Source organism: Pseudomonas sp. BJa3, from assembly GCF_026343815.1.
In the GTDB taxonomy this organism is placed as follows: domain Bacteria; phylum Pseudomonadota; class Gammaproteobacteria; order Pseudomonadales; family Pseudomonadaceae; genus Aquipseudomonas; species Aquipseudomonas soli.
In genome coordinates, this window is the sequence record NZ_JAOXMC010000004.1 from 129,825 (window position 1) to 144,201 (window position 14,377).

The 14,377-nt window shown below is 63.8% G+C and carries 12 protein-coding genes and 1 pseudogene; 5 read left to right on the top strand and 8 right to left on the bottom strand.

Annotated features, from left to right (window positions below):
- Nucleotides 1-270 precede the first annotated feature (270 nt).
- Both cra and OH705_RS05780 read left to right on the top strand, forming a co-directional pair.
- Nucleotides 271-1,266, top strand: coding sequence for a catabolite repressor/activator (cra, locus tag OH705_RS05775; RefSeq protein WP_104444502.1), 996 nt, complete (start codon nucleotides 271-273; stop codon nucleotides 1,264-1,266).
- Nucleotides 1,267-1,268: 2 nt separating this feature from the next.
- On the top strand, nucleotides 1,269-2,045 hold the full coding sequence (locus OH705_RS05780) for a TatD family hydrolase (RefSeq protein WP_094010261.1): 777 nt from the start codon (nucleotides 1,269-1,271) through the stop codon (nucleotides 2,043-2,045).
- 85 nt (nucleotides 2,046-2,130) lie between these two features.
- On the opposite strand, the gene OH705_RS05785 is transcribed toward OH705_RS05780, so the two are convergent.
- The gene (locus OH705_RS05785; protein WP_110604364.1) at nucleotides 2,131-3,258 is read right to left on the bottom strand and encodes an IS481 family transposase; all 1,128 of its coding nucleotides are present in this window, start codon (nucleotides 3,256-3,258) and stop codon (nucleotides 2,131-2,133) included.
- A 211-nt stretch (nucleotides 3,259-3,469) separates the two neighbouring features.
- Between OH705_RS05785 and OH705_RS05790 the strand changes: the two genes are divergently transcribed.
- Nucleotides 3,470-4,108 (top strand): DUF6036 family nucleotidyltransferase, encoded by a 639-nt coding sequence (locus OH705_RS05790; protein WP_267301343.1) that lies wholly within the window; start codon nucleotides 3,470-3,472, stop codon nucleotides 4,106-4,108.
- A gap of 631 nt (nucleotides 4,109-4,739) precedes the next feature.
- On the opposite strand, the gene OH705_RS29205 is transcribed toward OH705_RS05790, so the two are convergent.
- The 5 genes and pseudogenes from OH705_RS29205 to OH705_RS05815 all read right to left on the bottom strand — a co-directional run bounded on the left by OH705_RS29205 (nucleotide 4,740) and on the right by OH705_RS05815 (nucleotide 10,606).
- Nucleotides 4,740-5,453 (bottom strand): methyl-accepting chemotaxis protein, encoded by a 714-nt coding sequence (locus tag OH705_RS29205; RefSeq protein WP_371041507.1) that lies wholly within the window; start codon nucleotides 5,451-5,453, stop codon nucleotides 4,740-4,742.
- 144 nt (nucleotides 5,454-5,597) lie between these two features.
- Nucleotides 5,598-6,719: pseudogene (locus tag OH705_RS29210) on the bottom strand (HAMP domain-containing protein); the annotation flags it as partial.
- A gap of 254 nt (nucleotides 6,720-6,973) precedes the next feature.
- Nucleotides 6,974-7,804 (bottom strand): regulatory signaling modulator protein AmpE, encoded by an 831-nt coding sequence (gene ampE / locus OH705_RS05805; RefSeq protein WP_094010264.1) that lies wholly within the window; start codon nucleotides 7,802-7,804, stop codon nucleotides 6,974-6,976.
- Entirely contained in the window at nucleotides 7,801-8,367 is a 567-nt protein-coding gene (gene ampD / locus OH705_RS05810) for a 1,6-anhydro-N-acetylmuramyl-L-alanine amidase AmpD (protein WP_038707380.1), read from the bottom strand. Before ampD ends, ampE begins: the two co-directional genes overlap by 4 nt.
- 88 nt (nucleotides 8,368-8,455) lie before the next feature.
- On the bottom strand, nucleotides 8,456-10,606 hold the full coding sequence (locus OH705_RS05815; RefSeq protein WP_267301348.1) for a DUF1631 domain-containing protein: 2,151 nt from the start codon (nucleotides 10,604-10,606) through the stop codon (nucleotides 8,456-8,458).
- A gap of 245 nt (nucleotides 10,607-10,851) precedes the next feature.
- Here OH705_RS05815 and nadC point away from each other — a divergent pair, with 245 nt between their 5' ends.
- Nucleotides 10,852-11,700, top strand: coding sequence for a carboxylating nicotinate-nucleotide diphosphorylase (gene nadC / locus OH705_RS05820; protein WP_094010265.1), 849 nt, complete (start codon nucleotides 10,852-10,854; stop codon nucleotides 11,698-11,700).
- Between the two features lie 107 nt (nucleotides 11,701-11,807).
- Here nadC and trxB read toward each other — a convergent pair whose 3' ends face one another.
- The gene (gene trxB / locus OH705_RS05825) at nucleotides 11,808-12,770 is read right to left on the bottom strand and encodes a thioredoxin-disulfide reductase (protein WP_038707377.1); all 963 of its coding nucleotides are present in this window, start codon (nucleotides 12,768-12,770) and stop codon (nucleotides 11,808-11,810) included.
- A gap of 327 nt (nucleotides 12,771-13,097) precedes the next feature.
- Here trxB and cysZ point away from each other — a divergent pair, with 327 nt between their 5' ends.
- Nucleotides 13,098-13,826: a sulfate transporter CysZ gene (gene cysZ, locus OH705_RS05830; protein WP_267301350.1), complete on the top strand. Its 729-nt coding sequence runs from the start codon at nucleotides 13,098-13,100 to the stop codon at nucleotides 13,824-13,826.
- A 77-nt stretch (nucleotides 13,827-13,903) separates the two neighbouring features.
- Here cysZ and OH705_RS29215 read toward each other — a convergent pair whose 3' ends face one another.
- Nucleotides 13,904-14,335 carry a methyl-accepting chemotaxis protein gene (locus OH705_RS29215; RefSeq protein ID WP_371041508.1) on the bottom strand — a complete coding sequence of 144 codons (432 nt, stop codon included), beginning with the start codon at nucleotides 14,333-14,335 and terminating at the stop codon, nucleotides 13,904-13,906.
- Between the last annotated feature and the right edge of the window lie 42 nt (nucleotides 14,336-14,377).

Consider the following 14,377-nt stretch of genomic DNA (forward strand, 5'->3'; position numbering starts at 1 on the left):
TCGGCTACCGAGGTATTGTTGTGGAATTCGACGACAAAAGCCGCCGAAACGATCAGCACAACGGGCGAAGACTGATTTTCAGGCAGGAAAATTCGCCTTGCTGAAACGTTTAATCTGACCAAGCGGCCACGTTACTCGATAATCTGCCAACGAAAAAGCCCCATCCTGTCGGACAATTGCGACAATGGTCGTCTGCGCGCGGGCCCGTCGATGGGTGAAACTAGCCGGTCAAGCCCCGCAGGCAGTCCCGGAAACAACAAGGAAAATTCGGTGAAACTCAGCGATATCGCCCGTCTGGCCGGTGTGTCCGTGACCACCGCCAGCTACGTCATCAATGGCAAGGCCGAACAGCAGCGCATCAGCAGCAGCACCGTCGAGCGCGTGCGTGCGGTGGTCGAGGCCCACGGCTTCACCCCGAACCCCCAGGCCGCCGGCCTGCGCAGCCGCCACACCCGCACCCTGGGCTTCATTCTCCCGGATCTGGAGAACCCCAGCTACGCCCGCATTGCCAAGCAACTGGAGCAAGGCGCCCGTGCCCGTGGCTACCAGCTGCTGATCGCCAGCAGTGACGACCAGCCCGACAGCGAACGCCAGTTGCAGCAGCTGTTCCGTGCCCGGCGCTGCGACGCGCTGTTCGTCGCCAGTTGCCTGCCGCCGGAAGACGAGAGCTACCGCGAACTGCAGGCCAAGGGCCTGCCGGTGATCGCCATCGACCGGCGCCTGGACCCGGCGCACTTCTGCTCGGTGATCAGCGATGACCGCGACGCCAGCCGCCAGCTGGCCCAGAGCCTGTTGAAAACCCGCCCGCGCAGCATCGCCCTGATCGGCGCCCGCCCCGAGCTGTCGGTCAGCCAGGCCCGTGCCGGTGGTTTCGACGAAGCCCTGCAAGGTTTCGCCGGCGAAGTGCGCCGCTGCCAGGGCGAAGCCTTCAGCCGCGAGTGCGGCCAACGCCTGATGCAACAGCTGATCGATGAACTGGGTGGCCTGCCGGATGCATTGGTGACCACGTCCTACGTGCTGCTGCAAGGCGTGTTCGACACGCTTCAGGCGCGCCCCGAGGACTCACGCCAGCTGCAGTTGGGCACCTTCGGCGACAACCAGTTGCTCGACTTCCTGCCGCTGCCGGTAAACGCCATGGCCCAGCAGCACGGCCTGATTGCCGCCACCGCGCTGGAGCTGGCCCTGGCCGCCATCGAGGACAAGCGCTACGAGCCCGGCGTGCACGCCATCGGCCGCACCTTCAAGCAGCGGATCGCCAAGGCCTGAGCATGCGCCTGATCGACACCCACACCCACCTCGACTTCGCCGATTTCGACGCCGACCGCCCGCGCCTTCTGGCCAACGCGGCGGCGCGCGGGGTGGAGCGCATGGTGGTGCTGGGGGTGTACCAGGACAACTTCCAGCGAGTCTGGGACCTGGCCTGCGCCAACGAAGGCGTGTACGCGGCGCTGGGGCTGCACCCGATCTACCTCGAGCAGCACCTTCCTGAGCACCTGGCGCAGTTGCGCGACTGGCTCGAACGCCTGCGCGGCAACCCGCGGCTGTGCGCGGTGGGTGAGTTCGGCCTGGACTTCTACCTGCCCGAACTGGACCCGACGCGCCAGCAGGCGTTGTTCGAGGCCCAACTGCAACTGGCCTGCGACTTCGAGCTGCCGTCACTGCTGCATGTTCGCCGCAGCCACGCCCAGGTGATCGCCACGCTCAAGCGCTACAAGCCGGTGCGGGCGGGGATCATCCATGCCTTTGCCGGCAGCTACGAAGAGGCGCGGGAGTACATCAAGCTCGGCTTCAAGCTGGGATTGGGCGGCGCCGGCACCTGGCCCCAGGCATTGCGCCTGCGCAAGACCCTGCCGCGGTTGCCCCTGGACAGCGTGGTGCTGGAGACCGACGCGCCGGACATGGCGCCGGCGATGTTCCCGGGGCAGCGCAACAGCCCGGAATATTTACCAGAGATTGCACAGGCACTGGCTGAAGTAATAGGTGTCGATGTCGAGCAACTGGCGAAGACCAGCACCCACAATGCCTGCGCACTGTTTGGCTGGTAAATCACCGCTGTCCCAGCCTGCACTTTGGCAACACTGTATGGACTTGAGACATCGCTGACACATGTGCGGGGACATGGTGGACACATTATCGCTTACCGTCGGGGTTGTTGAAGTCGATGGTTCGCAGCTTGTGCTGGCAAAAGTAAACATCAAAATGGTCAGGCCCTTGATCGCTGCGGCGGAGCGCCAACACATAGCCTGCTAGCGCCTTGGCTATCCGAAATGAGCGTTTCTTGAAGCGGAACTGACTGCTGTAGGGTTTCACCAAAATATCATCGGGACCGTATTCAACGGGCGGTAGACGGCTTGGGAAAGCCCGCCTGCTCATCTGATAGCGATCTGCCGGTACTTTGTAGCCCAGTTGCTGATGAGGACGCTTGTAGTTGTAAATGCCCCGCCAGAGGTCGAAAGCTTCCTGCGCTTCTCGCAGATCCCGAAAACTGCGCCCGGTTAGTACCTCGGCCTTGAGCGTCCGGTGGAATCGCTCATCCTTACCATTGGTTTGTGGGTGGCCTGGCCTGCTGAAAGTCAGTCGAATTCCCAGGCGAACCAACCAGATACCTAGCGGTGTGAGTTCTCCGGGATTTCTTGGCGCCCCCCAGGGCGAGCCATTATCCGCATTGATCTGCACGGGCAGCCCATACCGGCTGAACAGATCGGTCAGGTGCTCCATGACCAACCCTGTGCGCTGATGTGCGCAGGCCTGTATCACAAGGTTAAAGCGTGAGTGGTCATCAATCAGCGTCAGCGGATAACAAGGTCCCTGAGCCGTTTGGAAGAAACCTTTAAAATCGATCTGCCACAGATCATTCGGGGCTTCGCGCTCAAAGCGTGTCCATGGTTTAGCAGCCTCGGAAGCCTCCGCGGTGATCAATCCATGCCGATGCAGGACATTGGTTACGGTACTGGCACAGATGCGCTGATCAAGCAGGTGACTAATCTTTCGGCCACCCCACGTGGAGTGCTCCTTACGGATGGCAATCACTTCCTCTTCCAGCCCAGGCTGAGTCTTGCGAGGGCTGACGGCCGGCTTTCGAGAGCGCTCCTGCAAGCCGAGCAAGCCGTCCTGTCGAAATCGATTGAGCCATTTGTAACCCGTCTGAGGGCTAATGCCGAACCGACGGCATAGCTCCCTCATGTTGGCGTCCGGGTGATTGGCCAGGCTAACGAACTCTTCTCTTAAGCTCATGGCATCTCTCGCGTTCCAAGGCATGGTCGTATTCCCGGCAGATTGCTTGCCGAAAAGTGTCAACCATGTCTCCGCACACGTGTCCACCATGTGTCCGGTCCATACACAACACCCAGAAGCTACTTTCCTGTTTCCGACACCTCGACCGTCCAACTAGATTGATGCCCCGAACGCGCTTGGGTGAATCTTGCTCAAGTACGCCTACGAGCTGGTCACAAGGATATCGAGGTTGGCAATGGACCGTCTGAATGCAACTCCTCCACCCCTGAACACCCAGAGCGATCTGGGACAAGCCCTGATTTCCATGTTCAAGTCAGTGGAAGCGGAAATGGTGCAAGAGCAAGCAGGGCCAGGCGCATTGAAAATCATCATACTCGGAGGGTGTGCTGTCCACCTCTATACTCATCATCGCGTTTCCGTGGATGTCGATGCCGAATGTTACGAGAACAGCCTCGCCGAGCCGTTCGACTTGCAAGCTCTACTCGCCGAAGTCCCTCAAGCCTTCTTCGATGCCCAATCCGGACGCATGCTGGAGTTGCACTACGACCTGCATTACACCACAACTTTCGGGCCGATCCACGAAGACTATCTGGAGCGCAGCCTGCCATTGGCAGAGTTCCCGGAAACCTCCCCCTTGCATATTCGTATCGCAGCGCCTGTCGACATCGCCATATCGAAGCTGGCCAGGGCAAGCGAACAAGACTTGAGTGACATTCACGCATTGCTCCGTTCGGGTCTCATCCTGACCGCTGACTTACGGAGGCTGGCACTGGAGGCAATCGATGTGTATGTTGGGTCCAAGGAACCACCGACCACCGTACTGACCAATCTCTTGCAAGACTTCCTGGAGCCCGAAGATGGCGAAGCGTCTTGACGGCAACCTCTTCACATCCGCGCTGGACAAGCTGGCCAGATCTCCCTTGAATGAAGCGGATGACTCAACCCTTGTCCACGTAGCGCAGGCTGTCTGGTATTCGGATGTCGACCTGGTCAGCGCTGCGCGAGCGTTTCTGAGGTGTCATCCCGATGAACTTCAGGTCCGTCGAGTGGGTTACTTGTTGGAGAAATTGACGCGCTTCTCCTGTGCTTCGGTCCACCGTGTCATGGATACCCGCCACGCACTTGAGCTGTTTCCCCACGCCATGCCAATTGCCCAGTCACCGACCGCTGTACGCAAGCGCCGTGATGAACTGGCAGCATCCTGGGGGCTTGATGAAGGGCTCGGTTTGAAAGCGCAAGCCCTGCTGCCTTACCAGACCCGCCATTACGAAGCCAGGCAAACCAACTCCTGAAACCGCTGCTCCAACCATTCGAATCGCCTCGTCCATTCAGCCCCGCAACACTAGGGTCTGTACGAAATGTGTCTGCGCGAAGGCCAGACAAGGCGAAACGGGGGGAGGAACGGCCGAGGTCGCGCCCGACTGTACTGGAGTACATGAGCATTCCGAGCCCCGTTTCAACGCAGTATGGGCGAGTGCAGATACATTCCGTACAGAGCCTAGTCACTAGACCCGAAACGCCCCGATCAGCCGCTTGAGCTCCACCACCTGCGCCGACAATGCGCGGCTAGCATCTTCGGTCTGACAAGCGCCTTCGGTAGTGTCCTGCGCCGCACGGTTGATCGCCACGATGTTCTGGTCGATGTCGTGGGCCACGGCGGTCTGCTGTTCGACGGCGGCGGCGATCTGCTGGTTCTGCTCGACGATCCCACCGACCGCGCCAAGGATATTGCCCAGCGCCTGCTGCACCTGGCGCGCTTCGTCCACGGTGCCGGCGGCCATCTGGTGGCTGCTGCCCATCACCCGCACCGCCGCGCCCACGCCTTCGCGCAGGCGCTGGATCATCTGCGCAATCTCTTCGGTGGAGTCCTGGGTGCGCCTGGCCAGGGTGCGTACCTCATCGGCAACCACGGCAAACCCCCTGCCCTGCTCGCCGGCTCGGGCCGCTTCGATGGCGGCGTTGAGGGCCAGCAGGTTGGTCTGCTCGGCGATGCTACGGATCACTTCCAGCACTCGGCCGATGGCCTGGCTGTCCCCCGCCAGCTGGTTCACCGCCGCCACGCTCTGGTCAATCTCGCCAGCCAGGCGGGCGATGCTGCCCTGCTGGCTCGCCACCAGGTCGCGGCCCGAGGCACTCTCATGGTTGACCCGCTGCGCGCCTTCGGCGGCCAGGGCCGCGCTGCGGGCGACCTCCAGCGCGGTGGCGCTCATCTGGTTCATGGCCGTGGCCACCTGCTCGATCTGCTCGCGCTGGCCACTGACCGCCTGGTTGCTGCGGCTCGACACCGACAGCACCTGGCCGGCCTGTTCCTCGACCGTGGTCACGGTCTTGCCGACCTGCTCGATCAGCCCGCGAATGCGCCGCACGGTCTCGTTGAAACCACGCCCCAACTCGCCCAGCTCGTCTCGGCTGCTGGCCTGGAAGCTGATAGTCATGTCGCCTGCGGCCACCTTGTCCATGGCGGTGCCCAGGTTGCCGAGGGTTTCCCGGGTGGATACGTAGAAGCCGCTGTAGAGGTAGATGATCAATGCGAAGACGCTGGCCAAGGCCGCCACCAGCGCGACCGTGCGCAGGCGGTGCTGGCCGAGGCGCTCTTCCAGTTGCCCGTGCAGATGGGCCAGCACGGCATCGTTCAAGCGGTAGGTTTGCGCCATCAGGTCGCTGGTCTGCTGGTAGAAACCGGCCCACGGCGCGTCCAGGCTCTCGGCCACTACCACCTGGTCCTCGAACAGGGTCGCCGCCTGCTTGACGGTGGCCTGGCTGGCCTGGGCGCTGCTGGCGAGCGCAAGCTTGAGCCCGGCATCGGTTGCCAGGGCGTCATCCAGGCGAATGGCGTAATCGGCGGACAAGCGCTCCAGGCGCTGCAGCAGGTCTTCGAAACGCGCGCTGCCCGAGGAGTCCATGAAGCCGCGGCCCAGGGCCACCGCGCCCATTGCCCGCCCCTCACCGATGGCCTGGGTCACCTGGGCCGTGGCATTGCCGAGCAACTCGCTCAACTGACGCACCGAGGCCTGGCTGTCCTGGCTGAGGCCCGACTGGCTGGCCACCAGCTTGCCCAGCACCTGGGCCTGGGCCAGCAACTTGTCGAACAGCGCCGCCTTGTTCTGCAGCGAACTTTCGTCACGGGCACTGGCGAAGGCCTCGGCCAGCTCTGCACGCTTGGCCTCGAACGCAGGGTCGCTACCCTTGAGGCCATCGAGCCGGGCCTGAACCTTGTCCTGCAGCGCCGCGATACGGCTTTCCACATCGCCGGCCTGGCCCGACTGGCCCAGCACGGCGTTGATCTGCAGCAGGTTGCCGAGGGTCTCCAGGTCGCCGCGCAACGTCAGGCTCTCGGACAACGGCGCCAGCCCCTGCAATTCACCACGGGTGGCCTGGAGCTGGTTGTAGGCGTCGCGTACCAGATAAAAACTGGTGACCAGCATGGGCAGGAAGAACAGGACGCTGATCAGGCTGAACTTCATGCCGAAGCTCAGCCGGTTCATCAGTGCGATGGCCGGATAGAGCAGACGCTTCACAGGTCACCTCCTTGAATTCTTGTTGTTCTGCGGGGTAGCACTAGGCCATCTAGGGCCAGTGGCTTTGTATAGCGCAGATTGGAATCAAGGTTTGTAACTTATGGTTAAGCGCGATTCGGTAGGAGCGGCTTTAACCGCGATGCAGACACCGCGGAGCCTGGCACCCGCTTCGCGGGTGATCGCGGCTGAAGCCGCTCCTACAGGGAGGTGCTAGAAGTCTTTCAGACCAGCACGGTCCACAGGGCAAAGCAGGCATACCACAGCACCGCGCAGCGCAGCAGCAGATCCCACAGGCTGTCCAGCCGCTCCAGGCCGCGCTGGCGGTCCTCCTCCTCAGGGATGTCGTCGGCCACCCGACCAACCTTGGCCACCAGGTGTCCGGCGCTGATGTGCCAGTCGAGCAGTTCGTGCAGCATCACGCGGGTCACCGCGACGAAGTTGCCGACCAGGGCGAAACTCACCGTCATCACTCGTACCGGCAGCCAGTCCATGGCGTGGCGTAGTTGCCCGGCCAGGCTCTGCAAGGCCGGCTGGCGGCTGTTGTCCATGGTCAGCGCCAGCAGGCGGTAGGCCAGCGCCGCCGCCGGGCCGAGCAGGAAGTACCAGAAGATCACCGCGAAAAAGCTCTGGTAGGCCTGCCACAGCAGGTGGCCCTGAACCCGCTTGATCAAGCTCTGGGCGTCGTCGGCGGCCAGCCCCAGGTCGCGCTCGGCCACATGCAGCGCCGCCTGTTCGTCACCCCGGCGCCAGGCGTCGCGAAACGGCCCCAGCGCCGCCTTCACATCGCCGCGCCCCAGGCTGTAGACCAACACCAGCAAATGCACCGGCAGCGCCAGCAAGCCGTAGGCCACCGGCTCCAGCACATGCAAAAGCAGCACGAGCAGCGCCACCGGCGCCAGGATCAGGATGCTCAGCGTCCACCACGGGTGGACCTTGCCGCTGCGCTCCAGGCGCACCAGCTCGCCCAGGTAGAAACCGTCGCGCTGCAACCGCTGGCGCAGGGCCGAGAACTTCTCGACCCACAGCGCCAGCACCAACACCAGAAAACTCATGCCTTGTCCTCGTTGCGTTGCAGCGCGGCGCGGTAGCGCGGCCAGTCGAAGGCCGGGCCCGGGTCGGTCTTGCGCTGCGGAGCGATATCGTTGTGGCCACAGATGCGCTGGGCGTCGATCACCGGCCAAGCCGCGCGGATCTCGCGGGTCAGCCGCTCCAGGGTGGCATACTGGGCATCGGTGTAGGGCAGCTCGTCGGTGCCTTCCAGCTCGATGCCGATGGAAAAATCGTTGCAGCCCTCGCGCTCGCCGAAGCGCGACACGCCGGCATGCCAGGCACGGTCGAGCAACGAGACGAACTGGGTCACCGCGCCATCGCGCTCGACGAACAGGTGCGCCGAGACGGTCAGGTGGTTGATGGTCGCGAAATACGGGTGCTCGTCCGGGTCCAGGCGGTTCTGGAAGAACTGTTGCACCTTGCCGGTGCCGAAGCAGGCCGGAGGCAGGCTGATGTTGTGGATGACCAGCAGCGCAATGGCCTCACCTTCGGGGCGGGCGTTGAAGTTCGGCGAGGGGCAGTGGCTGACGCCGGTGAACCAGCCGGTCGCGCGGTCCAATTGCATGGTGCAGATCCTGAAATGACGCCCGAGACAGATGGTCAGTATGCCGTGGGCGGCCAGTGCTTGCATGTAAATGATTGTGTAGGAAGCTTCAGCTTTGCTGCGCCTGCAGCCCACCCAACTGCTCCAGCACCGCCTCCAGTGCCCGCTCGAACAGCAGGCCATTGTCCAACAGGCGTACCTCGCCACGACGCAGGGCCATGGCCAGGCCCATGCGGTTCCATTCGCGCACCTTCATGCCGGTGCGGTTGCTGAAGACCAGCCGGTCGTTGCTGTCGACACGCGCCACCAGCTTGCAGCGCAGCGCCTCGTCGTCGTCCATCACCTCGACCCAGGTGCCGACCTGCAACCGCTGTACCTGATGAACGGCAGGGTCATGCTCGTCGAGCGGCAGGCCAGCGTCCAACTCGGACTCATCACTGACGACCAGCACGATATCGTCCTCCACCCACACTTCGTCCAGCGCGGAATCCGCCTCCGGCGTGCCGCCACAGGCACGCTGATGCAGCTTCTCTAGTTGCAGGAAGAAATCACGGGTGGCTGCGGAGTCCAGCGCCACCCCCGCCAGACCATCGCGCAGCGCCTTGAGCAGGCCCGGCACCTGCTCCAAGAGGCGTTGTGGCTCACGGTACGGGGCAATGCTGACCAGCAGGTCGTCCACTGTCGCCAGGGCCTCGGCCCAGGCTGGCGAAGCCTCACCCTGCTTCAGCCAGGCCAGCAGCAGCACCTGGCTCCAGGATTGCACCAGCATCTGCACCACCACCTGCGGCAGCACCCGGCCATGCAGGCGGTCGTTCAGCTCCTGCTGCACACGCTGGCGGGCCAGCAGCGTACGGGCGCGGCCCTCCTCGGCGTCACGGGTGCGCTGCTCGAGCAGTTCGTTGCGCCGACGTTCATCCTGGCTGAACGCGAGAAACTCATCGAGCAGCTCGTCGAACAGGGCGCAATCGTCGGAAAAGTCATTGAGCAGGCGCTGCACGATACGTTCGACGCGCAGGTGCAAGCTGTCGCGCAGCCCCTCGGCCTCGGTCTCCCAGCCAATGGCCGCAGCGGCGATTTCGTTGAGCAGGCGGCGCGCCGGGTGGCTGCCACGGCTGAACATGCCCTTGTCGATCAGCGCCACCTTGAGCACAGGGATATGCAGGCGCACGATCAACGCGCGCAGGCTGGCCGGCAGGTTGTGGTCACCCTGGATGAAGGCGAACAGCAGGTCGACCAGATTGATCGTGTCTTCGTCGTCGGTGGCAATACGCCGCCGCGTGCCGCTGCGCACGCTGACCCGCAACAGCAGTTGCTCCAGCTGCTGGCCAAGGTTGAAGTCATCCGGCTCGCCAGGGGCCGGCACATAGTGCTGCAAGTGGGTGAGCAGGCGCAGCAGGTCGCCGGTACTGGTCGGCTGGGCCGCGCCGGCCGCCTGCAAACGCGGCGTGACCCGCCCGCGCACCGGTGCCAGCAGCGCCTGCACCGAGGCGAAGAACGCCTGGCCAGCGGAGTCGGGCAGGCCGCCCGGCATGGCGCTGGCCGGCACGCGCCTGGCAATGCCGCGCCGGTCCTCGGCACGACGCCGTGGCGCGGGCAGCAGGTCCGGCAGCACGCCGGCACTGGCGAGCAACTGGCTGGCCTCGCCGTAGAGCAGGTCGAGGTCGCGCAGCACGTAGCGCTCGAATAATTTGACCAGCACCATCTTGACGCTGGCGCCGACGCCCAGGTTGCGCCCGGCATCCAGGAAGTAACCGCAGAGGTTGCCTGGGCCGAGTGGGTTGTGCGCGGTTTCCAGCGGCACTTCCAGCAACGTGGTGAAGCGCAGGTTCAGTTGATCGAGCAGAAACCCGTCACGCGACAGCACCCGATCGACCATGGCCTGCACGGCCACGGTTCGCTTCAGAGCCGACCTGTCCTGGGTCTGTGACCTGACCAGGGCCTCGAGCCCACCGCCCTGGCCGATACGCGCGAAGGCGTCGTAGAAGGTGTCGAGGAACCCGCGCTCGATACTCTTGCGCTTGAGGCGCAGATCACGCATGGCCTCGAAGTAGAGGTTCTGGTCGAGGCGGCCACTGGCCTTATCGGCCATTTCGAAGAGGGTGTCGTCGGCATTGTCGAACAGCGCCTGCAAGCCTTGGCGCAATTGCAGCGCAGCCTTGTCGCGCACTTGCAGGAGCAAGACCGGAAGGCATGGCGAGGGCGCACGCGCGCCCCGGTCGATGGCAGCCGCCAAGGGCACCACCTTGCCTTCATCATGCATCCCGGACTCCTTGGTGGATGTTGCGTTGTTCGATTGGAAGGGTGGTCGTCAAAGCTATGACGCCAATTACAAGGCGCTATTATCGGTGAAAATTCTGACAGCTGCTAGCACGCCTTTCGCACGCCTCAACGGACAATGCATTTGCACAATTGCTCAAACCGCCTGACCAAAGGTCATCGGCACGGCAGCTGTACACGCCGCCCCCCTGCCCTATAATCGCCGGCACCTAGCTTGTGGAGCCGACCATGCCGAACCTACGCCTCGCCGACCTGACCGCCGAAATCGAAGCCAACGTGCGCCGCGCGCTGCTCGAGGACATCGGCAGCGGCGACATCACCGCCCAGCTGATCCCAGCCGAGCGCCTGGCCAAGGCGACCATCATTACCCGCGAGGACTGCGTGATCGCCGGCACCGCATGGGTCGATGCGGTTTTCCGCCAACTCGATCCGCGGGTAGCGGTGCACTGGCAGGTTGCCGATGGCGAGCGCGCCACCGCCAACCAAGCCCTGTTCCACCTCGAAGGCCCGGCGCGCTCGCTGCTCAGTGGTGAACGCTCGGCATTGAATTTCCTGCAACTGCTCTCGGGCGTGGCAACCCGCGCACGCTTCCTGGCCGACCTGGTCGAGGGCACCCAGGTGCGCCTGCTCGATACCCGAAAGACCCTGCCGGGCCTGCGCCTGGCGCAGAAGTACGCGGTTACCTGCGGCGGCTGCCACAACCACCGCATCGGCCTGTATGACGCCTTCCTGATCAAGGAAAACCACATCGCCGCCAGTGGCGGCGTGGCCGAGGCAGTGGCGGCGGCGCACCGCATCGCCCCGGGCAAGCCGGTGGAGATCGAGGTGGAAAGCCTGGACGAGCTGCGCCAGGCGCTGGTGGCGGGCGCCGATATCGTCATGCTTGACGAACTGAGCCTGGATGAAATGCGCGAAGCGGTACGCATCACCGCGGGCAAGGCCAAGCTTGAGGCCAGCGGCGGGGTCAACGAAACCACCCTGCGAGTGATCGCCGACACCGGTGTGGACTACATCTCGATCGGTGCGATGACCAAGGATGTGAAGGCGGTGGACCTGTCGATGCGGCTCAGTCTGTGAGCTGAATCGCAGGTACAAAAAAACCGGCCAGATGGCCGGTTTTTTTATCGCCGGGCCAACCCGCTCCCACGTTCTGTGCAGGAGCGGGCTGGCCCGCAAAGGCTGGATCAGTGCGCGGCGTTGGCCAGGCCGTCCAGGTAACGCTCGACGTCCAGGGCCGCCATGCAGCCGGCACCGGCGGAAGTGATGGCCTGGCGGTAGACGTGGTCGGCCACGTCGCCGGCGGCGAACACGCCCTCGACGTTGGTGGCGGTGGCGTTGCCTTCACGGCCGCCGTGGACCACCAGATAGCCGTCCTTGAGGGTCAGCTGGCCTTCGAACAGCGAGGTGTTCGGGGTGTGGCCGATGGCGATGAACACACCGTCGACCTTGATTTCGTCGAAGCTGCCGTCGTTGTTCTTCAGGCGCGCACCGGTCACGCCCATGTTGTCACCCAGCACTTCGTCCAGGGTGGCGTCGAGCTTGAGTTCGATCTTGCCTTCGGCGACACGGGCGTGCAGCTTGTCGATCAGGATCTTCTCGGCGCGGAAGGTGTCGCGACGGTGTACCAGAGTCACCTTGCTGGCGATGTTGGCCAGGTACAGCGCCTCTTCCACGGCGGTGTTGCCGCCGCCGACGACCGCCACCGGCTTGTTGCGGTAGAAGAAGCCGTCGCAGGTGGCGCAGGCCGACACGCCCTTGCCCATGAAGGTTTCTTCCGACGGCAGGCCCAGGTAGCGGGCGCTGGCGCCAGTGGCAATGATCAGCGCGTCGCAGGTGTAGGTGCCGCTGTCACCGCGCAGGGTGAACGGCTTGTTGGCCAGGTCGACGGCGTTGATGTGGTCGAAGACGATCTCGGTCTCGAAGCGCTCGGCGTGTTCCTGCATGCGCTGCATCAGGGCCGGGCCGGTCAGGCCGTGGGGGTCGCCCGGCCAGTTGTCGACTTCGGTGGTGGTGGTCAGCTGGCCGCCCGCCTGCATGCCGGTGATCAGCAGCGGCTTGAGGTTGGCGCGGGCGGCATACACCGCGGCGCTGTAACCGGCAGGGCCGGAACCGAGAATGATGACGCGCGAATGACGTACTTCGGACATGTCGAACTCCTGTCGAGCGGGCCGCACGGGGCCGGCGTCGGTGCGCCGGTTGCGCCAGCTGGAATTAAAAGGGACCCACGCAGCACTTGGGGAAGGCTACAACGCGTTGGTCCAAAACCAAAAAAGTTGAGCGCACTGTAGCGAGGCCGCAGAGATTAAGGAAATATCCTTCGACAATCCACCTTATAGACAGTCTCTATCCGCCGAGGAAACCGACAGGCATTATGCCAGCGCTTTGTTACACGCCGTTTCCCGAAGGCGCGGCGCCTTTCGTCGGCGCGCCAAACTCGGTAAGGTCAGCGCGTTTTCCTCAAGCGGAGCATTCCGATGCAAGCCCCCGTCCTGTCCGGCCCGCAGTACCTGCGCGAAGGCCTGAAACTGGTCCTGAGCCCCAGCCTGCGCCTGTTCGTGCTGTTGCCCCTGGCGGTCAACCTGCTGCTGTTCGGCGGCCTGATCTACTTTGCCGGCCACCAGTTCAGCCTGTGGGTAGATGCGCTGATGCCCACCCTGCCCGACTGGCTGGGTTTTCTCACCTACATCCTGTGGCCGCTGTTCGTCGCCCTGGTGCTGTTGATGGTGTTCTTCACCTTCACCCTGCTGGCCAACATCATCGCCGCGCCATTCAACGGTTTCCTGGCGGAAAAGGTCGAAGTGGTGGTGCGCGGCCAGGACAACTTCCCACCCTTCAGCTGGGGCGAGCTGGTGGCCATGGTGCCACGCACCCTCAGCCGCGAGATGCGCAAGCTTTCCTACTTCCTGCCACGGGCCATCGGCTTGTTCATCCTGTCGTTCATCCCGGTGGTGAACGTGATCGCCGCGCCACTGTGGCTGGTGTTCGGTATCTGGATGATGGCTATCCAGTACATCGACTACCCGGCGGACAACAACAAGATGAGCTGGCAGGACATGCTCGCCTGGCTGCGCGCCAAGCGCTGGCAATCGATGGGCTTTGGCGGGATCACCTACCTGGCGCTGATGATTCCGGGGGTCAACGTGCTGATGATGCCGGCGGCGGTGGCCGGGGCAACGTTGTTCTGGGTACGTGAACGCGGCTGAATGAACGCCATCGCGGGGCAAGCGCGCTCCCACTAGATCTGTAGGAGCGCGCTTGCCCCGCGATGGCTTGAGTTCGGTCAGTGGTTCAACTGGCTGGAAAACTGCCCCACCGCATCCACCACCTTCTTCGCTCCTTCCTGGATCTCGACGATCACCCCGCCGGTATCGGCGGCCAAGGCCAGGCCCTGCTCGGCCTGGCGCTTGCTGGTGTCGATGATGTCCACCGCGGCCTGGGCCAGCTGTTCGTTCTGCTGCACCACCTTGGCGATTTCCTCGGTGGCGCTGCTGGTGCGCGAGGCCAGTTGGCGCACTTCGTCGGCGACCACGGCGAAACCACGGCCCTGTTCGCCGGCGCGGGCGGCTTCGATGGCGGCGTTGAGCGCCAGCAGGTTGGTCTGCCCGGCGATGTCGCTGATGGTCTTGATGATCGCGCCGATCACCTTCGACTGCTTGTCCAGCGCCTGGATACCCTCGGCGGCGTCCTGCATCGAGCCTTCCAGCCCACGCATCACCTCGACGGTCTGGGTCACCACGTCGGTGGCCTTGCGCGC